Raw genomic sequence first — 20440 nt, forward strand, 5'->3', positions numbered from 1 at the left:
AGCAGGTTGACGACGGCGCACCGGGCTGACGCACGGCGCACCACGAGCGGGCGGTGCGGCTCCGGCATCGGCACCGGTGCCGGCACCGGCACCGGCACCGGGCCGGTCCAGCGGCTCAGTCCAGCAGTTCCGGTTCCGCCCTGCTGATCCGGCGCCACATCGACTGGTAGTTGATCCACGCGACGAGGTCGCTGCCGATCTGGTCGCGCGTCCCGACGGCGTCCTTGTGGCCGATCAGCACCGGCTCCCCGGCCGCCCGCGCCGCCAGCTGCACCTGGCAGGAGCGCTCCAGCGTGTGGAACCACCAGGCCGCCGCGTCCACCGAGTCCCCGACGGTGAGCAGGCCGTGGTTGCGCAGCACGACCGCCTTGTTGCCGCCGAGCGCCCCGGCGATCCAGCGGCCCTCGGTCGGGTCGACGGCGACACCGGTGTACGCGTCGTACAGCGCGTGCGACTCGTAGAAGGCGCACGACTCCTGGGTGATCGGGTCGAGGAGCTCACCGAGCGCCGCGAAGGCCCGGCCGTGCAGCGAGTGGGTGTGCGCGACGGCGACGACGTCGGGGCGCGCCTTGTGCACCTGGGCGTGCACGGTGAAGGCCGCCTGGTTGACGTGCCGGCCCCCCTGCACGACCTGGCCGTCGCCGTTGACCAGGATCAGGTCGCTCACGCACACGTCGGCGAAGGCAAGCCCGAAGGGGTTCACCCAGTAGCAGTCGGCGTACTCGGGGTCGCGGGCGGTGATGTGGCCGGAGACGCCCTCCTCGTACCCGAAGGAGGCGAACACCCGCAGCGCGCCCGCCAGCCGCTCCTTGCGGTACCTGCGCTCGTCCGCGGGCCGTTCGTGGACGGGCGGCATCGCGAAGTCGAGCTGGTCGAGGGGGACGGGCGGGGGCGCGGGTGTCTCGGCGGTCATGGGGCGGAAGCTACCGCGTGGTACGGACGGAATCCAGGGGTACGCACACGGCGCCGCCGCCACCTCCGCGAGGAGGCGACGGCGGCGCCGGCACGGTGCGACGGGTGGGGACTACTCCCACTCGATGGTGCCCGGGGGCTTGCTCGTCACGTCGAGCACGACCCGGTTGACGTCCGCCACCTCGTTGGTGATCCGCGTCGAGATCTTCGCCAGCACGTCGTACGGCATCCGGGTCCAGTCCGCCGTCATGGCGTCCTCGGAGCTGACGGGGCGCAGCACGATCGGGTGGCCGTAGGTGCGGCCGTCGCCCTGCACGCCCACCGAGCGCACGTCGGCGAGCAGCACCACGGGGCACTGCCAGATCTCCCGGTCGAGACCAGCCGCCGTCAGCTCCTCGCGGGCGATGGCGTCCGCCTCGCGCAGCAGGTCCAGACGCTCCTTGGTCACGTCACCGACGATGCGGATGCCCAGGCCGGGGCCGGGGAACGGCTGGCGCTGGACGATCTCCTCCGGCAGGCCGAGCTCCTGGCCGACCATCCGGACCTCGTCCTTGAACAGCTGGCGCAGCGGCTCGACGAGCTCGAACTCGATGTCGTCGGGGAGCCCGCCCACGTTGTGGTGGGACTTGATGTTGGCGGTGCCGCTGCCGCCGCCGGACTCGACGACGTCCGGGTACAGGGTGCCCTGCACCAGGAACGCGACCGCGGGGCCCTCCTCCTGGAGGATCTCCAGCTGGGCCTGCTCGAAGACCCGGATGAACTCGCGGCCGATGATCTTCCGCTTGGTCTCCGGGTCGCTGACGCCCGCCAGCGCGTCGAGGAAGCGCTTCTGCGCGTCCACGACCACCAGCCGTGCGCCCGTCGCCTCGACGAAGTCCTTCTCGACCTGTTCGGTCTCGCCCTTGCGCATCAGGCCGTGGTCGACGTAGACGCAGGTGAGCTGGTCGCCGACGGCCTTCTGGACGAGGGCGGCGGCGACCGCGGAGTCCACGCCGCCGGACAGGCCGCAGATGGCGCGCTTGTCGCCGACCTGCTCGCGGATCAGGGCGACCTGCTCCTCGATGACGTTGCCGGTCGTCCAGGTGGGCTCGATGCCGGCGCCGCGGTACAGGAAGTGCTCCAGGACCTGCTGGCCGTGCGTGGTGTGCAGCACCTCGGGGTGGTACTGGACGCCGTACAGCTTCTTCTCGTCGTTCTCGAAGGCGGCGACCGGCACGACGTCCGTGGACGCGGTGACGGTGAAGCCCTCGGGGGCGGCCGAGCAGGCGTCGCCGTGCGACATCCACACCGACTGCTCGTCGGGGGTGCCCTCGAAGAGCGTGGAGCCCGACCTGGAGACCTTCAGCGGCGTACGTCCGTACTCACGGGCGCCGTTGTCGTCGACGGTGCCGCCGAGCGTGGTGGCCATGATCTGGAAGCCGTAGCACATGCCGAAGACCGGCACGCCGGCCTCGAACAGCGCGCGGTCGAGGGACGGGGCGCCCTCGGCGTACACCGAGGAAGGACCGCCGGAGAGGATGATCGCCTTCGGGTTCTTCGCGAGCATCTCGGCGACCGGCATGCTGTGCGGGACGATCTCGCTGTAGATCCGGGCCTCACGGACACGGCGGGCGATGAGCTGGGCGTACTGGGCGCCGAAGTCGACGACGAGGACGACGTCGGGGGCGGCGGGGGGCGCTGCGGGCACGGGCGGCCTTCCGGCGGTGAAGGGGGGTCGGGAATGTCGATTCTACCGGGAGTGGCCGATCGGCCTCGCGGTACCGCCGTCCGGGTCCGGTGCCCGGCCACTCGCGTCCCACCATCCGGGACTCCTGGGGGCCCGCGTTGGCCCCGGCGCGCCCGGGGGGCCATAATGCGTCCCATGCGCACGCACACGACCTTCGTCTTTACCTATGGCACCCGGCCCGTCCGGCTGCCACGGTCGTGCTGCTTGTAGCAACAGACAAGCGACTTCCCAGGCGCCCCGGGCCGACAGGCCCGGGGCGCTCTGTCGTTTCCGGACCTGGTGGTCCCCGGGGCGCCCCTCACCCCCAGGAGTACGGACATGAGCACCGCCCCCGCCACCGCGCAGCCCGCCCCCGCGACCGACGTCACGGGCGCCCGCACCGAGGACGCCGCCACCCTCATCACCGGCGCCCGTGAACGCGTCGACGCACTCGACGACCGCATCATCGGCCTCGTACAGGAACGGATGGCCGTCTCCGCGGTCATCCAGGAGGCCCGGATCACCTCCGGCGGCCGACGGGTCAACCTGTCCCGCGAGATGGATGTCCTCAGCCACTACAGGGACGCCCTGGGCAAGCCCGGCACCACCCTCGCGATGACCCTGCTGGAGCTGTGCAGGGGCCGCGTCTGAACCCTCGCCGAACCGAGGCGGACGGGGCCGCGTCCGACCCCTCGGAGCCGGGGCCAGGGGCTTCGCCCGGGGGCCTCCCGGACGGTCCGGGGGCGCGTGCGTTCCTGCGGTCACTCGTACGGCGCGTGACCGCGGTGAACGCCCCTTCGTTGGTCCCGGTGCCACGCGTGGCCCCGGCTGGGGCGTGTGACGTACGGGCCTCGGCCGGTACGTCGTGGGACCTCGCTCCAGCGTGTGCGACCGGACGGCAGGGGACAGCCGGCCCGGTCGCCCCAGACGGTCGGCTCCGGGGACGCCCGGAGCCGGTCGGCAGGGACCTTGCCGCTCCCTCGGGGCGCGGCGATACAGGGACCGCTCCCCCGGGGCGCGGCAATCCAAGGACCGCTCCCCCGGAACCCCTACGGCACCTTCTTCGGCGGCACCGCCGGAACCGCCAGCAGCGGGAGCGGCAGGCGCAGCGCGCCGAACGCGTCCGCGGGTACCGCCGGGGCCTTCGGCTCCACCGGCGTCAGCCGCCGGTAGGGCTCGCCCTGGGCGGGACGCGGGTCCTCGGCACCCTTGTTCGGCCACAGCGACATCGCGCGCTCGGCCTGCGCGGTGATGGTCAGCGAGGGGTTCACGCCGAGGTTCGCGGAGACCGCCGAGCCGTCGACGACCGAGATGCCGGGGTGCCCGTAGAGGCGGTGGTACGGATCGATGACGCCTTCCTCGGCCGTCGCACCGATCGGGCAGCCGCCCAGGAAGTGCGCGGTGAGCGGGGTGCCCATCAGCTCGCCGACGTTGCTGCCGGCGAAGCCGTTGATCTCCTTCGCGAGCAGCGACGCGGCACGGCCTGCCTCGGGTATCTGCTTGGGGTTGGGCGCACCGTGGCCCTGGCGAGCGGTGAGCAGGCCCTTCCCTATGCCGCCCGGTTTGCGGTACGTGGTCAGGGAGTTGTCGAGGGACTGCATGACCAGGCCGATGATGGTCTTCTCCGACCAGCGGTGGTTGGAGAAGGAGCGGACGGCGAGCGTCGGGTGGCGGAGCACGTTGACGGCCCAGCCGAGCCCGCGCGGGAACTTGTCCGCGTACGGCACCTGGAGGATGGACATCGCGCCCATCGCGTTGGAGCCCTTGCCGTAGCGGACCGGCTCGATGTGGGTGTGGGCGTCCGGGTGGATCGAGGACGTGATGGCGACGCCGCGCGTGAAGTCGACCTTCCCCGTGCCGCCCGACGTGCCCAGCTGCGCACCGTGCTTGCGGCGGTAGCGGCGGTCGGTGGTCTGCGAGCCCACCAGGGCCTCGGAGTTGGTACGGGTCAGCTCGCCCAGCTTCGCGGAGACGCGCGGCAGGTGGCCGCCGTCCTTCATGGCGTGCAGCAGGGTCTGGGTGCCGTAGGTGCCCGCGGCGACCACCACGCGGTGCGCACGCAGGATCTTGGCGGTGCCCTTGCGGCGGGCGTCGGTGGGGGCGGTGGCGACCCGGTAGCCGCCGCCCGGGTGCTCGGACAGGCCGATGACGGAGGTCATCGGGTGGATGACGGCGCCGGCCCGTTCGGCGAGGTGGAGGTAGTTCTCGTTGAGGGTGTTCTTCGCGCCGTGCCGGCAGCCCGTCATGCACTCGCCGCACTCGATGCAGGCCTTGCGGGACGGGCCCTTGCCTCCGAAGTACGGATCGGGAACTTCTTCGCCCGGCACGGCCGTTGAGGAAGTGGGGGCGGGGACGGCGTCGTCGTCACCGCCGGCGTCCCGTCCGTCGCCGTAGAAGACGCCCACCGGGGCAAGGTGGAAGGTGTCGCCCACCCCCATCGCCTCGGCGGTCGCCTTCAGGTGGACGTCGGACGGCGTCATGGTCGGGTTGAGGCGCACGCCCAGCATCCGCCTGGCCTGGTCGTAGTACGGGGCGAGTTCGTCCTGCCAGTCGGTGATGCCCGCCCACTGCTGGTCCTCGAAGAAGGGAGCGGGAGGTACGTAGAGGGTGTTGGCGTAGTTCAGCGAGCCGCCGCCGACGCCCGCACCTGCCAGGACCATGACATTTCCGAGCAGGTGCACGCGCTGGATCCCGAAGAGGCCGAGCGCGGGCGCCCACAGATAGTTCTTCAGGTCCCAGGAGTTCTTGGGCAGGGTGTCGCGGGTGAAGCGGCGCCCGGCCTCCAGGACGCCGACGCGGTACCCCTTCTCGGTGAGCCGGAGCGCGGAGACGGCGCCGCCGAAGCCGGAGCCGACGACGATGACGTCGTAGTCGAACTCCTCGGTGGGCGGCCGGTTTTGGGCAGAGCTCTCCTGGGGCACGGACACTCCTCGTTCTTTCCTCGGCTCGGTCGGTCCTTGACGGCTGAACTGCGGTCAGCGCAGGCGCAGCGCCTTCATCGCCTTGAGGCTGGTGGTCATGAAAGCGGCGTACTTCTCGTCGTCCATGCCGAAGGACGGCGCGAGCGGGACCAGCCGCTGGTGGGCGACGGTCTGCGCCTCGGTGTACTTGAGAATGCCCTCGGAGCCGTGCCTGCGGCTCAGACCGGACTCCTTCATGCCGCCCATCGGGGCGCGCACGCTGGCGTACGCCGGCCCGTAGCCCTCGTTGATGTTGACGGTGCCGGTGCGCAGCTTGGCGGCGACAGCGTGACCGCGCTTGGCGCTCTTGGTCCAGATGCTCGAATTCAGGCCGTACGGGGTGGCGTTGGCCTGCGCGACAACCTCGTCCTCGTCGCGGAACCGGTAGATCGAGACGACCGGGCCGAAGGTCTCCTCCGCGCAGACCGCCATCGGGGACCCGACGCCCTCCAGGATGGTCGGCTCGTAGAAGTAGGGGCCGACGTCGGGGCGGGCGGTGCCGCCGGCCAGGACGGTGGCACCCTTGGCGACGGCCTCCTCGACGTGCCGGGACACGGTCTCCAGCTGCCGCGGGCCCACGAGGGAGCCCAGGTCTGCGCCGTAGGCGAGGGAGTTGCCGAGCCGCATCGCCTTCGTGCGGGCGACGAAGCGCTGCACGAAGTCGTCGGCTATCGACTCGTGGACGTACAGCCGCTCGATGGAGATGCAGAGCTGTCCCGCGGAGGCGTAGCAGGCGCGGACGGCGCCGGCGGCGGCCTTCTCCACGTCGGCGTCGGCGAGGACCAGCATGGCGTTCTTGCCGCCGAGTTCGAGGGAGACCCCGACCAGGCGGGCCCCCGCGCTCCGGGCGATCTCACGGCCGGTGCGGGTGGAGCCGGTGAAGGAGACGTAGTCGGCGTGCTTGACGACCTCGGGGCCGACGACCGGGCCCTCCCCCAGCACGACCTGGAAGGCCTCCGGCGGCAGTCCCGCCTCGACCAGCAGGTCCCGGCCCCACAGGGCGGACAGCGCGGTCTCGGTGTCGGGCTTCATCACCAGGGCGTTGCCCGCGACGAGGGCGGGCAGGCAGTCCCCCACGGACAGCTCGAAGGGGTAGTTCCAGGGTGAGATCTGACCGACCACACCACGCGGCTGCCGGTGCTCGGTGACCTTGGTGAGGACCGGCACGGCCCCCGTGTGGCGCTTGGCTCTCAGATACGCGGGGGCCTGCCGGCCGTAGTGCCTGGCGGCCATCGCGACGGCCTGGACCTCCTCGTGCGCGTGCAGCCGGGCCTTGCCGGTCTCCAGCTGGATCAGGTCGAGGATCTCGCCCTGCCGCTGGAGCACCAGGTCGTGGAAGCGGAGCAGCACCGCGGCACGCTGCTTGACGGGCACGGCCGCCCACAGGGGCTGCGCGGCGCGGGCCCGCTCGAACGCGACGGCGACGTCCTCGGGCGTGGACTCGGGCAGGTCGGCCAGCTTCTCGCCGGTGAACGGCGCACGGCCGGCGGTCCGTCCGGAGCCGACCACCGCGCGGGTCAGCTGGGCGACCACTTCGGGAGTGATCACATCGGCCGCGGTGCGGGCGCCCGTGGGCGCTGGGACCACGGGGTTGGTGCCGAGGGGTGCCGTGAGGGCCTGCAAGTCGGTCATACGGGCGAGCGTATGGCCCGGCGGACACTTTTGGTACCCGTCGGTAACGGCTTTTCACCGGCCTCTTACGACCACGCCAGCAGCTGCTGGCACATAGCCCCTGATCAGCGGCGCTGTCGGGCGTCACAGACCTGCGAACCCCATCGGCACCGCCGCTTCACAGCACTGCCGACGCCGGCGCACCCGGGGCGCGTGCCAGCGGTCCAAAGGTGCTGCCGGCGCCGCTCAGCCCTCGGTGCGCCAGCCCCGCAGCACCGTCTTGAAGCGTTCGAGTGTCTGCACGCGGTCCTCCAGCGGCCCGGACACATAGAGGGCGTACTCGGTCCCCCCGGCGTCCTCGAAGTGCATCTGGTCCAGGGCGTACCGCTTGCCCGGGTTGTCCGTCTTCTCGGTGTACGTGAACTCCAGCAGGCCGCTGGGCCGGTCCCGGTAGACGCCCTCCTCCAACCGCAGCCGCTCGAACTCCGGGAGGGTCTTGGAGATGCCGGACTCCAGATCCACCAGGTGCTCGTAGGGGCTGGCGAAGTCAGGGTCCTCGTCGACGCTGACGCGGATGCGGTGCCGTCCGTTGTTGCGCGTGTAGTCGAGCTGGCCCCGCTTCTCGCTGCGCTCCCAGCCGTCCGGCACGGGCAGGCTGAAGCCGTTCTCCTTCTCCCGGTGCCAGCCGGCGGGCACACCGTTGCCCTTGCCGGCGTCCTGGCCCTGGTCCGGAGTCTTCTGCGGGTCCGTACCGCCGGTCCCCTGCGACTGCCCCCCGACGTCGGCCGGCTGCTCAAGGCTGCCGCCGGATCCATCCCGGTCCAGGTACTGCACGATCCCGAAGGCCGCCCCGCTCCCGATGACCGCCGCCACCAGTACCACGAGCACCGTCCTGCCACGCCTGCGGCCCTGCTTGCCCCGACGCGTGGGCGGTTCGGGGGCCCGCTCCCCGCCCTCCCGGAACGCGGGGCTGCGGGGCCCGGGGGCGGGTGTGGCCATGGCGGGCGCAGGACCCCGGGACAGACCGGAGGAAGGAAGCTGCACCGGTGTGGTGGGCGGTGCCTGGTCCGCGTCCCGCGGCTGCCCCACCACCTCCTGACGGGTCGGCGGCTGCGGCTGCGGCTGCCACTGCGCCCGCCCCGACCTCGCGTCCAGCAGCATCCGCTCCGTCTCGGCCGCCGTCGGCCGCCGCCCCGCCTGCTTCTGGAGCAGGGCGCCGATCACCGGGCCGAGGGCACCCGCGTTGTACGTCGGCGAGGGGTCCTCCGACACCACCGCCTGGAGCGTGGTGATCGGCGAGGTGCGGCGGAACGGCGAGCGCTCCTCGACCGCCGTGTACAGCGTGGCGCCGAGGGCCCACAGGTCGGACGCGGGCCCGGGATCCTCGCCGTGGATCCGCTCCGGGGCCAAGTAGTCGAGCGAGCCGACGAGTTCACCGGTCCTGGTGATGGTGGAGTCGCCCTCGATGGCGGCGATGCCGAAGTCCGTGAGCAGTACCCGGCCGTCCCTGGCCAGCATCACGTTGCCCGGCTTGACGTCCCGGTGCAGCACTCCGACGGCGTGCGCGGCGCGCAGGGCGCCGAGGACGTGCAGACCGATCCGGGCCGCCTCACGGGCGTCGCGGGGCCCGGTGTCCTTGAGCGCGTCCGCGAGCGAGGGCCCGTCGACGTACTCCATGACGATCCACGGCCGGTCGTCGTGGTCCAGCACGTCGTGGACGGTGACGACGCCGGGGTGGTTGATCCGGGCGGCGGCCCGCGCCTCCTTCTGCGTACGCGCGTGCAGCACGGCGCGGTCGGCCTCGGACGCGTACAGCCCGGCCCGCAACTCCTTGACGGCGACGGTCCGGTGCAGCATCTCGTCGTGCGCGCGCCACACGCGGCCCATGCCGCCGCTGCCGAGTATCCCGCCGAGGCGGTAGCGCCCGGCGAGCAACCGGCCCGCCTCGACACCGCTGTCGGCGCCGGCGCCGTGGCCCGCGCCCGTACCGCCTCCGGCGCCCGTACCGTGACCCGCGCCCGTACTGCTCCCGGCGCCCGTGGCGCTGCCCGCCCCGACGCCCGTGGCGCCGCCTGTTGTGCCGTCCGCGCCGCTCGTACCGCTGTTGGCGTTCTCCATGATTTCCGGCCCACCGCCCCGTAGCTCAGGGAAACCAGGTTACGGATCAGGAATGCGGAGGTGGAACACAGGGGCGAGCACGAGACCGCGCCGTGACCCGCGGTGTCACTTGGTCGACCGGTAGTGCAGCACCGCCGCCTCGTACACCTCACTCACCTCGTCGCGCTGCGATTCCGGGCCGATGACCTGGATGACGTGGTACGTCCCGCCGACGATCATCGCCTTGTTGCGCACGAACACGTCCCGGCCGCTGCTGTCCTTCCAGGTGAACTGGCCCTCCGCCGCCGCCTGCTGGCCGACGCTGATCCGCCGCAGCCCGGACTGCTGGGCCCAGGTGGAGTCGCGCAGCGGCTGCAACTCCTGCTCCTCCTGGAGCTGGTAGACCATCGGGTCGCTGCCCTTGGCCTTCACCGTGTCCCGGCCCGGCACGACGACGATCTCGATGTCGTACCCCTGGTAGCGGACCTGGCGGTTGCTGTTCATCGGCGTCCGCCGCCAGTTCTTGTCGACGGCGATCTGGAAGCCGCCCTCATCCTTGCGCAGCACATAGCCCGAGGGCAGGCCGGAGGCCGGATTCTGGGCGGGCGGCGGATCCGCGGCCGGGGGCTTGTCCTGCCCCTGGCCCTCGTTCGCCCCGTCGTCCTGCCCGGCGTCCGAGCCCTCGGCGGGCGGCCCTTCGCTGTTCTCGGGCGCGGGCTGCTGCGGCTCGTCGCTCTGCGCACCGCCGGACTGCGCGGGCTGTCCGCTGCCGGTGTTCTGCCCCGGGTCCTCGCTCGCACCCTCGGGCAGGAACATCACGGCGTACACCACGGCCGCCGCGAGCCCCGCCAGCACGAGCAGCAGCAACCAGCGGCCCATCGAGCGCGGTTGTCGCGCCCCGATGCGCGGCTCCCGCTGCACCCGCGGAGCGCGCGGCTCCCGCTCGCGGGACGCCTTGCCCTGCTTGTGCCGGTGCCGTCCGTGCTGCGACGCACCGCGCCTCCTGCGTACGAGCTCGCCCCTGCGCCGTACGATCGGCAGCCGCGTGTCGTCCGGCGGCGAGGGCAGCGGTACGACCTTGGTGCCCGCGTCGGGTTCGGGCGCCGACCGTACGAGCGAACGCAGCCAGCCGCGCAGCTCCTCGAAGTCGGGCCGCTCGGTGGGGTCCTGGCGCAGCAGCGACTCGACGACCGGCCGCAGCGGACCGCACTCCTCGGCGAAGGCGGGCGGCTCCGCGCACACCATCTGCACCAGTTCGGCGGTGTTGTCCTCCGGGTAGGGCGCGTGGCCCTGTACGACGCGGAACAACAGCGCGCCGAGGGCCCACAGGTCGGTGGCGGGGCCGATCGGCGGCGCCAACTGCCAGTTCTCGTACACCGGCCCGGCCTGCTCGGGGGCCCACCGCTCGGTCACGGCGCCGACCACCGCGATCCGGGTCTGGCGGGCGCGCTCGGCGGCGAGCGGAGTGCTGGGGCCGCGGTAGGGCAGCCCCGCGATGACCTCGTCCCAACGGCCGCTGCCCCCGGCGGCCTTGGCCGGCGCGGGCACGGTGGACGGGAGGTGCCCGGACCCGGCGCCCTGCGGGGCGTGCACCCGGTCGAGCTCCTGGCCGGGCCCGCGCGCGTGACCTTGGCGTTCGGCTTGACGCTCCCCGTGGCGTTCTCCCTGACCGGGGACGAACCCCTGGCGCTCTGCGTGGCGCTGCGCCTGGCGCTCCCCCTGACGCTCCCCCTGGCCGGGGATGAACCCCTGCCCCTGCGGCGGCCCGGCTTCGGGCCGGTGGCTGTGCCGCAGTTCGTCGGCGCGCAGCGCCTCGCCGCCGGCGCCGCCGCCCCTGGGCACGGCCCCGTGCCAGGCGGCCCCCGGCCCCTGCCCGGTGACCCGCTCGACCCCTTCGCCGGGGTTGCCGCGCCCGCCACGCTCGGCCGGATCGGCGCGCTCCGCCCGCTCGCCGCGTCCGTACGGGGCGACAGCGGCCGGCCGTTGTCCCGTCGTGGCGTCGTGGCCGCCGCCTGGCGGACGGTTTCCGTACGGCGAGGTGGCACCGGGACGCGGCGTCCGCTCCTGCGGGTCGCCGTAGGGGGAGACCGGCCCGGTGCCGGCCGCGGCGGCACCGTAGGGGGACACGGCCCTCGTGCCCGTGTCCGTGTCCGTGCCCGTCCCTGTGCCGCTGCCCGCGTCAGTGCCGGTGCTGGTACGGGTGCCTGTGCCGGGCCCCTGCGCCGGGTCCTGGAGGTACTGGCCGCGCGGCGGGTCGGCGGACTGCCGGCGCTGCTCCTCCGTCGCCCGGGCCGCCGCGCGCGCGCCCGCCCGGTACGCCGCTATGGCCCCGGCCCTGGCCGCACGGGCGTCACCCGCCGCAGGCGCCGCGGGCAGCGAGGGCGCGCCCGCCGCCGGGCCCGCTCCCGGGTCGCTCCCGCCCGGGTCCGGGTCCCCGGCGGGCCTGCCCAGGAAATCCGTGGGCAGCGCGGGGAGCGCGGGCTGTCCGGCGCCCGGCCCGCCGGGTGCCACATGTCCACGCGGCACCGGAACCGAGGTCTCGCCCCAGCCGCCCGCGGGCCCGCCCTGCGGCCCCGCCGGCAGCGCCTGCGCCGAGCCGGCGGCCGCACCGGGGATAGGCGCGTAACCGCACAGCGCCTCCTCCGCCGCGCCCGCCGCCAGGCCCGTCAGCACGATGCGTCCGTCGTCGCAGACCAGCACCGTGCGGGCAGTGATGTTCCGGTGGGTCCAGCCGTGCGCGTGCAGCACCCGCAGCGCGGTGAGCACGTCGGAGGCGACCTCGGCCGCCCGGTACGGGCTGAGCGGGGCCTCGGCGAGCAGTGCGGCGAGCGGCCTGGCCGCCACCAGCTCGCTCACTATCCACAGCGAGCCGTCTTCCTCGAAGACGTCGAAGACCTGGTCGAGCCGGGGGTGGTCGGGAACCTGCGCGGCCGCCTGCGCCGCGTCGATCGCGCGCCGGACGGCCGGGTCGCCCGACCGGCGGGGCGCACCCCGCCCGCCGGCGGGCCTGCGGTGCAGCGGACCGCCCTCGCCGTCGACGAACTCGGCGTCGACCACCTCGGGCAGCGGCACCTGACGTACCAGCACCTCCTGCCCGCTGTACCCGTCGAAGGCCCGCGTCTCCACCAGGTCGTACTCGTCGGAGGGCGGCAACGGCAGGCGGTAGCGGTCGGCAAGCACCCGTCCCGCGTAGTCGTCCACGACGCCTCCCCAAGCGCGCTCTGCCCCGCTGTCCCCGGCCGTCTGTGTCGACCGCCGGGACTGACCATGAGAACCATCGGGACTGCTCGAAACCATCAATTCCGGTCGGTTACCGGCGAATTGCGGCTGCGTACGGTCCTCGGGGTCTCACGATACGTGGCAATACCCCGTCGCGAGGCAGTGTCAACGCATCCCGGTCAGTCAGTCGGCTTGAACGTGGCGAAGGCGGTCTCGCGCAGCTTCGTGCACTCCTCGCCCTGCCACGCGTCGGCCGGGCAGCTCACCATGATCGAGTAACCATGGGTCGCGTCCACCCGGAAGCCGCGGTTGAGCACATGTATCCGCTGCCCCTTCTGGTCGCGTTCGAACTCCCAGTCAGCGGTGGTGGGGTAGCCGTTGTAGTCGACCGCGTCGATGCCGATCTGCCGGAAGTTCGCGCTTGAGCCGCTGACCGCGGCCACGGCCGCGAGCCAGGCGGCCTTCGCGTCCGCCTTCGGGCTGCTGTTGAAGTCGACCTGCACGCGCGGGAAGCCGCCGTCCTTGCTGAATATCCCGCCCGAGTTCTGACCCGCCACGGCCGTCCTGCGGAACCCCTCGGGCATGGCCATCGAGAAGTGGAACTGACCGTCGGTGACCGTCGTGAACCCCGCGGGCACCGCGCCGCCGGCGGGCTTTCCTGCGGACGGGTCGCCTGAGGGCTTGGTGCCGCCGGTCTTCCCGTCCGAGTCTCCGCCCGTCCCGCTGTCCTTGCCCGGGTCTGTGCCGGTGCCCTTGTCCGGATCGGTGCCCGTCCCCTGGCCCGGATCCTTGTCCGCATTCTTGCTGTCGTCCCCGGCCGTCGCCCCGGCGGAGGAGGAGGCGCCGTTCTTGCCCGTCTCGCCGCCCTTCCCGGGCTCGTCCTTGTTCAGCGCGAGCGCGAGCACGGTGCCCAGCACGGCGAGTGCCGCCACCAGTGCGACCACGAGCAGCGCCCGCTTGCGTCCCTCGGCCGACATGCCTCCGACCCGCCCGCCGGAGGTCCCGCCGCCGCCGGAACCGGAACCGGACGACTGCATCGCTGCGGTCGCCGCCCCGGCAGCGGCGGGGCCCGCGACCGCCGACGCGACCGGAGCCGCGACAGCCGCGGCGGCGGGCGTGGCCTGCGCGGGCTTCTCCGTGCGTACGGCGGCGGGCTTCTTCGCCTTGGGCGTACGGGGCGTCTTCGGGGCCACCGGCTCGGCGGGCACCGGCGGAAGCGGAACCACCTTGGTGGCGTCCTGGCGGGCCAGTTGGTCACCGGCCGCGTCCGCCTTGTCCAGCTGGTTGAGCACGTCGTTCAGCAGCGCTCGGGCGCCCGCGTCGTCGAGCCGCTGCGCCGGGTCCTTCACGAGCAGCCCGTAGATGACCTCCTCCAGCGGCCCCGCGTTCTTCGGCGGGTCGACCGGCTCGGTCATCACGGCGGTCAGGGTCGCGATCGCCGATCCCTTGTCGTAGGGCGGGACGCCCTCCACCGACGCGTAGATCAGGCCACCGAGCGACCACATGTCGGCGGCGGGTCCCGGCTTGTGGCCGCGCGCCCGCTCCGGCGAGATGTACGAGGGGGCGCCGACCAGCATCCCGGTGGAGGTGATCGAGGGGTCACCCTCGACCTGGGCGATGCCGAAGTCGGTCAGGACGACCCGGCCGTCCTCGGCGATCAGCACGTTCGACGGCTTGACGTCGCGGTGCAGGATGCCCTGCCGGTGGGCGGCGCGCAGTACGTCGAGGATGGCGAGCCCGACCTCCGCGGCGCGACGCGGCGTCAGCAGACCGTCCTCGCGGATCGCTTCGGCGAGGGACTTGCCCTCGACGAGCTCCATGACGATCCAGGGCCGGTCGTCCTCGTCGACGACGTCGAAGACCGTGACGGCGCTGTTGTTACGGATCCGCGCGATCGCCTTCGCCTCGCGCAGGGTGCGCGTGATCAGACGGCGCTTCTCGTCCTCGTCGATCGCGGTCGGGAAACGCAGCTCCTTGACCGCGACGGTACGGCCGAGCGTCTCGTCGACGGCGCGCCAGACGGTGCCCATGCCACCGCGGCCGAGCACGTCACCGAGCCGGTAACGCCCTGCCAGCAGCCGGCCCTCGACCTCCTTGGAGGTATCGCTGGCAGCGTCCCTGGCAGCCTCGGCAGCCGCCTTCTCGTCGGCCACCGCCCCTCGGGACTCAGCCTCCCGAAACTCCGCGTCCCGCGCGCCACGAGCCGCACCGCCACGAACACCGGCCCCACGGGACCCGCCGTCACGGGACCCGCCGTCACGGTCTCCGCCGTCACGGGACCCGGCAGAACGGGACCCGGCTGCACGAGCCCCGGCGTCACGGGGCCCGCCGTCGGGAACGGCGTCCTCGGACACGGCATCCTTCTTGTCGGACACGGCATCCTGCGTGCTCTTCCGCGACTGCTCCGGCTCGTCCGACATGCGTCCCCTCTGCGATCCCTGATCTTCGCCCGTGCCCCGGCCCGTACGAACGCGTCGCAGACCTTCTCGGCAGCTTCCCCGGCGATGCGGCAACCCGCCCTGGCAGAGCCCCCATTGTCCCCCACTCAAGAAGCGCCAACACCCCCGGGGCGCAACGGACAGTCCGCCACGCCCCACATCCGTCTCCCGCGCCCGTCCTCGCGACGGAAACACCTCCGCCGCCTTTATGGCGCGATGTCCGCCCTTACAACGGAACGATGTCCGGGGCCCCCAGCCTGGCCGCGTCCGCCGTCAGGTCGTCCGGCTGCCGCTGCGACTCGCGCTCCGCCTCGACCCGCTTCTCGTAGTGCTCCACCTCCCGTTCCACCTGCCCCTTGTCCCACCCGAGGACCGGGGCCATCAACTCCGCACACTCCAGCGCGCTCAACGTCCCCCGGTCGAAGGTCTCGATCGAGATCCGGGTGCGCCGGGTCAGCACGTCGTCGAGGTGGCGCGCCCCCTCGTGCGAGGCGGCGTAGACGATCTCCGCCCGGAGGTAGTCGTCCGCCCCGGTCAGCGGTTCGCCGAGGGCGGGGTCCCGCACGATCAGCTCCAGCACCTCCTCGGCCAGGGAGCCGTACCGGTTCAACAGGTGCTCGATGCGCACGACGTGCAGGCCCGTCCGGGCCGCGGTCCTGGCCCGCGCGTTCCACATCGCCCGGTAGCCCTCCGCGCCCAGCAACGGCACGTCCTCGGTCACGCACTCCGCGACCCGGACGTCCAGCGCGTGCACCGCCTCGTCGACGGCGTCCTTGGCCATCACGCGGTACGTCGTGTACTTGCCGCCCGCGACGACCACCAGACCCGGCACCGGGTGCGCCACGGTGTGCTCCCGGGAGAGCTTGCTGGTGGCGTCCGACTCCCCGGCCAGCAGGGGGCGCAGGCCCGCGTACACCCCCTGCACGTCGTCCCGCGTCAGTGGCACGGCCAGTACCGAATTGACGTGCTCCAGCAGATAGTCGATGTCCGCGCTCGATGCCGCGGGGTGCGCCTTGTCGAGATCCCAGTCGGTGTCCGTGGTGCCGACAATCCAGTGCCTGCCCCACGGAATGACGAAAAGCACTGATTTCTCGGTCCGGAGAATGAGTCCGGTCGAGGAATGAATTCGGTCCTTCGGGACCACCAGGTGAATTCCCTTGGAGGCCCGGACGTGGAACTGCCCGCGCTCGCCGATGAGTGCCTGGGTGTCGTCGGTCCACACCCCGGTCGCGTTCACCACCTGCTTCGCCCGGATCTCGTACTCGCCCCTGGCCTCGACGTCCTCGACCCGCACGCCGACGACCCGCTCCCCCTCCCGGAGGAAGCCGACGACCCGCGCCCGGTTGGCGACGTGCGCGCCGTACGCGGCGGCCGTGCGGACCAGTGTCGCCACATAACGGGCGTCGTCCATCTGCGCGTCGTAGTACTGGAGGGCGCCGGTCAGCGCGTCCTTCTTCAACGCGGGTGCCACCCGCAGCGCGTGCCGTCGCGTCAGGTGACGGTGCATCGGCAGGCCGCGACCGTGCCCCGAGGAGAGTGACATCGCGTCGTACAGCGCAACGCCCGAGCCCGCGTACCACCGCTCCCACCCCTTGTGCTGGAGGGGATAGAGGAAGGGCACCGGCTTCACCAGGTGCGGCGCGAGCCGTTCGAGGAGCAGTCCGCGTTCCTTCAGGGCCTCCCGTACGAGCGCGAAGTCGAGCATCTCCAGATAGCGGAGCCCGCCGTGGATCAGCTTGCTCGACCGGCTGGAGGTCCCCGAGGCCCAGTCCCGCGCCTCGACGAGTCCGGTGGACAGGCCCCGCGTGACGGCGTCCAGCGCCGTGCCCGCACCGACCACGCCCGCGCCCACCACCAGCACGTCCAGTTCCCGCTCGGCCATCGCGGCGAGCGCCTCTGCGCGCTCGGCCGGTCCCAGTGTCGCTGTCCTCACTGCTGCCTCCCGTTGGTGCGGTTGGTACTGCTGGTGCGGTCGGTGGCGTACGGCGGGCGGGTGTGACCGGGGCCACTGCACCGATTCTCTCCGCACCCCGGCGCTTCAGCCACCGCCTGTGGACAACCGGGGGGCGCGGCCCGTGGCACGACTGCCCACGTCGAACCCCGAAATCCCCCATAACGGTCATATATACGCCTAGTCTGATATTTCCTCGGCACGAACTGTCCACAGGGCTTGCGCACCGCTCCGTCCCCGGTTAAGAGGGCGGGCCTGCGAATCCCGGAGGGACCCAAGGGAAGGACGGCTCACGCCATGCCCGCAGACCTCGCCGTCATCGGACTCGGCCACCTCGGTCTCCCCCTCGCCCAAGCCGCCGTCGCCGCCGGCATCGCCACCATCGGGTACGACACCGATCCGCGCTTCGTCGCCGAGCTCGCCGCGGGCCGCCCGCCCGTGGACGGCTCGCTCTCGGCCGCCGAGATCCGCCGGATGCTCGCCGGGGGCTTCCGGCCCACCACGGACCCGGCCGAGCTCGGCCGGGTGCGCACCGCCGTCATCTGCGCCCCCACCCGTCTCGGCCCCGACCGCACCCTCGACCTGTCCGCCGTCGAGGCCGCCGCCCGCACGCTCGCGGCGCGCCTGCGCCCGCACACCACCGTGCTGCTGGAGTCCGCCGCCTACCCCGGGGCCACCGAAGAATTCCTGCGTCCCATCCTGGAGGCGGGCTCGGGGCTGCGCGCGGGCCGGGACTTCCACCTCGCCCACTCCCCCAGCCGGCTGGACCCCGGCAACCGCGGCCACGACTACGCGCACACCCCCAAGGTGATCGGCGGGCTCACCCCCGCCTGCACCGAGTCCGCCGCCGCCTTCTACAGCCGCCTCACCGACAAGGTGGTCCGCGCCAGGGGCCCGCGCGAGGCCGAGACCGTCGGAGTCCTCGAAACCAACTACCGGCACGTCAACATCGCCCTCGCCAACGAGATGGCGGTCCTCTGCCACGACCTAGGCGTCGACCTCTGGGACGTCATCCGCTGCGCCGAGACCAAGCCCTACGGCTTCCAGGCCTTCCGCCCCGGGCCCGGGGTCGGCGGCCACAGCGTCCCCCTGGACCCCAACTACCTCTCGTACAACAGCCGTACGCCCGGCCACCCGCTGCGCATGGTCGGCCTCGCCGAGGAGATCAACGGCCGGATGCCGCAGTACGTGATCCAGCGCTGCGCCACCCTCCTCAACGAGCACGGCAAGTCCGCCAGGGGCGCCCGCGTCCTGCTCCTCGGCGTCACCTACAAGCCCGACCTGGCCGACCAGGAGGGCTCGCCCGCCCCCGAGATCGCCACCCGGCTGCGCGACATGGGCGCCCACCTCACCTACCACGACCCGCACGTCCCGCACTGGCGCGTGCGCGACGTCCCGGTCCCCCGCGCCGACTCCCTCTACGAGGCGGCAGCGGCGGCGGACCTGACGATCCTGCTCCAGCATCACCGGACGTACGACCTCCAGGGCCTGGCCGTGAAGGCCCAACTCCTGCTGGACACCCGGGGAGCGAGCCCGGCGGGCGCCGCGTACCGGCTCTGACGCCTCCGGCCCCCTCGGAGCCCGCCGCGAATTGCGCACGCCCGCTGTCGGAAGCTGCTGCTAACGTCAGGCCGCACATCCGAACTTATGCACGCTTTACATGCGTGCGCTTCCCAGGGGGGAACCCGTCCATGTCCTATCCCACCCAGCCACCCCAGCAGCCCGGCGGCAACCCGTACGCCCAGAGCCCGCAGCCCCAGCAGCCCGGCGGCAACCCGTACGCCCAGAACCCGCAGCCCCAGCAGCCCGGCCAGTTCGGCGGCGGCTTCCCCGCGCCGCCCGCGCCCGCGCGGGGCAATGCGGGACTCGGCATCCTGGTGGCCTTCGTGGTCGCCCTGGTCACCGCGGGGATCTACGGCGGGATCATGGGCGCCGTCGAGGCGGAGGTGGGCTACGCAGCCGTCGGCGTCGGCTTCCTGATCGGTTTCGCCGCGGGCAAGACCGCTGGCCGCAACCCCGCGACGGCCGTCGTGAGTGCCGTCCTCGCGCTGGTCGCCGTCTACCTCGGCCAGATCCTGGGCATCGCGATCCTCGCCGCCAAGGAGACGCCCTTCGGCGTCATGGAGCTGCTGACCCAGCACTTCTCCCTGCTGAACGAGGTGTGGAAGGAAGACCTGGACCCGCTCAGCTTCCTCTTCTTCGCCCTGGGCGCCGTCGGCGCGTTCTCCGGGACCAAGAAGGCAGCCGCGTGACCGTGCTCAGCCTGCCGGCACTCCCGGGTCAGGAGTAGCCCCCGGCCCTGGACCAGGGGCCCCGCACACACGAGTGGCCCGGTACCTCCGAGGAGGTACCGGGCCACTCGCACACCTGCCCGCGGGGCGGTCAGCGGCGGTGCTGCGAGTCCGCCACCGTGACCTCGACGCGCTGGAACTCCTTGAGCTCGCTGTAGCCCGTCGTGGCCATCGAGCGGCGCAGCGCGCCGAACATGTTCATCGAGCCGTCCGGCACCTGCGAGGGGCCGGTGAGGATCTCCTCGGTGGTGCCGACGACACCCAGGTTCATGCGCTTGCCGCGCGGCACGTCCTCGTGGACGGCCTCCATGCCCCAGTGGTGGCCCTGCCCGGGCGCGTCCGTGGCGCGGGCCAGCGGGGAGCCCATCATCACGGCGTCCGCGCCGCAGGCGACGGCCTTGGGGATGTCACCGGACCAGCCGACACCGCCGTCGGCGATGACGTGCACGTACCGGCCGCCGGACTCGTCCATGTAGTCACGGCGCGCGGCCGCGACGTCGGCCACCGCGGTCGCCATCGGCACCTGGATGCCCAGCACGTTACGGGTGGTGTGCGCGGCGCCGCCGCCGAAGCCGACCAGCACGCCCGCGGCGCCGGTACGCATCAGGTGCAGCGCGGCCGTGTAGGTGGCGCAGCCACCGACGATGACCGGCACGTCCAGCTCGTAGATGAACTGCTTGAGGTTGAGCGGCTCGGCGGCGCCGGATACGTGCTCGGCGGAGACGGTCGTGCCGCGGATCACGAAGATGTCCACACCGGCGTCCACGACGGCCTTGGAGAACTCGGCCGTGCGCTGCGGGGACAGTGCGGCGGCGGTGACCACTCCCGAGTCGCGCACCTCCTTGATGCGCTGCCCGATCAGCTCGGCCTTGATGGGCTCGGCGTAGATCTCCTGGAGGCGGCGGGTGGCGGCGCTCTCGTCGTTGAGCTCGCGGATCTCCGCGAGCAGCGGCTCCGGGTCCTCGTACCGCGTCCACAGGCCTTCGAGGTTCAGAACGCCGAGGCCACCCATCTCACCGATGCGGATGGCGGTCTGCGGCGAGACGACCGAGTCCATCGGAGCGGCCAGGAACGGCAGCTCGAAGCGGTAGGCGTCGATCTGCCAGGCGATCGAGACCTCCTTCGGGTCCCGCGTACGCCGGCTCGGCACGATGGCGATGTCGTCGAACGCGTACGCCCTGCGGCCGCGCTTGCCGCGCCCGATCTCGATCTCAGTCACGTTGTGTGGCCTTTCCCTCTTGGTCTGCCGTTCCAGT

12 protein-coding genes are annotated in these 20440 nt (G+C 72.6%); 3 read left to right on the top strand and 9 right to left on the bottom strand.

Annotation, left to right across the window (positions count from 1 at the left end; genetic code table 11):
• Positions 1-115: 115 nt before the first annotated feature.
• Both ACIQM4_RS07940 and guaA read right to left on the bottom strand, forming a co-directional pair.
• Positions 116-913, bottom strand: coding sequence for a class II aldolase/adducin family protein (locus ACIQM4_RS07940; protein WP_401587536.1), 798 nt, complete (start codon positions 911-913; stop codon positions 116-118).
• A gap of 111 nt (positions 914-1024) precedes the next feature.
• A complete protein-coding gene (guaA, locus tag ACIQM4_RS07945) occupies positions 1025-2599 on the bottom strand; it encodes a glutamine-hydrolyzing GMP synthase (protein WP_401587538.1) in 1575 nt (524 codons plus the stop codon).
• Between the two features lie 357 nt (positions 2600-2956).
• Here guaA and ACIQM4_RS07950 point away from each other — a divergent pair, with 357 nt between their 5' ends.
• On the top strand, positions 2957-3268 hold the full coding sequence (locus tag ACIQM4_RS07950; protein ID WP_401587541.1) for a chorismate mutase: 312 nt from the start codon (positions 2957-2959) through the stop codon (positions 3266-3268).
• A 398-nt stretch (positions 3269-3666) separates the two neighbouring features.
• Here the strand turns inward: ACIQM4_RS07950 and ACIQM4_RS07955 are convergent, their stop codons facing one another.
• The 6 genes from ACIQM4_RS07955 to ACIQM4_RS07980 form a co-directional block, all read right to left on the bottom strand.
• Positions 3667-5538: a GMC oxidoreductase gene (locus tag ACIQM4_RS07955; RefSeq protein WP_401587544.1), complete on the bottom strand. Its 1872-nt coding sequence runs from the start codon at positions 5536-5538 to the stop codon at positions 3667-3669.
• Between the two features lie 54 nt (positions 5539-5592).
• Positions 5593-7209, bottom strand: coding sequence for a succinic semialdehyde dehydrogenase (locus ACIQM4_RS07960; protein ID WP_401587546.1), 1617 nt, complete (start codon positions 7207-7209; stop codon positions 5593-5595).
• Between the two features lie 225 nt (positions 7210-7434).
• A complete protein-coding gene (locus ACIQM4_RS07965; protein WP_401587549.1) occupies positions 7435-9306 on the bottom strand; it encodes a serine/threonine-protein kinase in 1872 nt (623 codons plus the stop codon).
• Positions 9307-9411: 105 nt separating this feature from the next.
• Positions 9412-12486 (bottom strand): protein kinase, encoded by a 3075-nt coding sequence (locus tag ACIQM4_RS07970; protein ID WP_401587551.1) that lies wholly within the window; start codon positions 12484-12486, stop codon positions 9412-9414.
• Between the two features lie 197 nt (positions 12487-12683).
• On the bottom strand, positions 12684-14924 hold the full coding sequence (locus ACIQM4_RS07975) for a serine/threonine-protein kinase (protein ID WP_401587554.1): 2241 nt from the start codon (positions 14922-14924) through the stop codon (positions 12684-12686).
• A 244-nt stretch (positions 14925-15168) separates the two neighbouring features.
• Positions 15169-16875, bottom strand: coding sequence for a glycerol-3-phosphate dehydrogenase/oxidase (locus tag ACIQM4_RS07980; protein ID WP_401587557.1), 1707 nt, complete (start codon positions 16873-16875; stop codon positions 15169-15171).
• A 315-nt stretch (positions 16876-17190) separates the two neighbouring features.
• Between ACIQM4_RS07980 and ACIQM4_RS07985 the strand changes: the two genes are divergently transcribed.
• A complete protein-coding gene (locus ACIQM4_RS07985; RefSeq protein ID WP_401587559.1) occupies positions 17191-18453 on the top strand; it encodes a nucleotide sugar dehydrogenase in 1263 nt (420 codons plus the stop codon).
• Positions 18454-18584: 131 nt separating this feature from the next.
• Positions 18585-19145: a hypothetical protein gene (locus tag ACIQM4_RS07990; protein WP_401587562.1), complete on the top strand. Its 561-nt coding sequence runs from the start codon at positions 18585-18587 to the stop codon at positions 19143-19145.
• Positions 19146-19275: 130 nt separating this feature from the next.
• Here ACIQM4_RS07990 and ACIQM4_RS07995 read toward each other — a convergent pair whose 3' ends face one another.
• Complete coding sequence (locus ACIQM4_RS07995) at positions 19276-20403, bottom strand: GuaB3 family IMP dehydrogenase-related protein (protein WP_401587565.1); 1128 nt, start codon at positions 20401-20403, stop codon at positions 19276-19278.
• Positions 20404-20440: the final 37 nt, after the last annotated feature.

The sequence above is a fragment of the Streptomyces sp. NPDC091272 genome, assembly GCF_044757485.1.
Taxonomy (GTDB): Bacteria; Actinomycetota; Actinomycetes; order Streptomycetales; family Streptomycetaceae; genus Streptomyces.

What these genes read in the sequence shown, in the direction of transcription:
- ACIQM4_RS07940 (WP_401587536.1), bottom strand. Translation starts at nt 913, where the DNA reads ATGACCGCCGAGACACCCGCGCCCCCGCCCGTCCCCCTCGACCAGCTC.
- ACIQM4_RS07950 (WP_401587541.1), top strand. Translation starts at nt 2,957, where the DNA reads ATGAGCACCGCCCCCGCCACCGCGCAGCCCGCCCCCGCGACCGACGTC.
- ACIQM4_RS07960 (WP_401587546.1), bottom strand. Translation starts at nt 7,209, where the DNA reads ATGACCGACTTGCAGGCCCTCACGGCACCCCTCGGCACCAACCCCGTG.
- ACIQM4_RS07965 (WP_401587549.1), bottom strand. Translation starts at nt 9,306, where the DNA reads ATGGAGAACGCCAACAGCGGTACGAGCGGCGCGGACGGCACAACAGGC.
- ACIQM4_RS07975 (WP_401587554.1), bottom strand. Translation starts at nt 14,924, where the DNA reads ATGTCGGACGAGCCGGAGCAGTCGCGGAAGAGCACGCAGGATGCCGTG.
- ACIQM4_RS07985 (WP_401587559.1), top strand. Translation starts at nt 17,191, where the DNA reads ATGCCCGCAGACCTCGCCGTCATCGGACTCGGCCACCTCGGTCTCCCC.
- ACIQM4_RS07990 (WP_401587562.1), top strand. Translation starts at nt 18,585, where the DNA reads ATGTCCTATCCCACCCAGCCACCCCAGCAGCCCGGCGGCAACCCGTAC.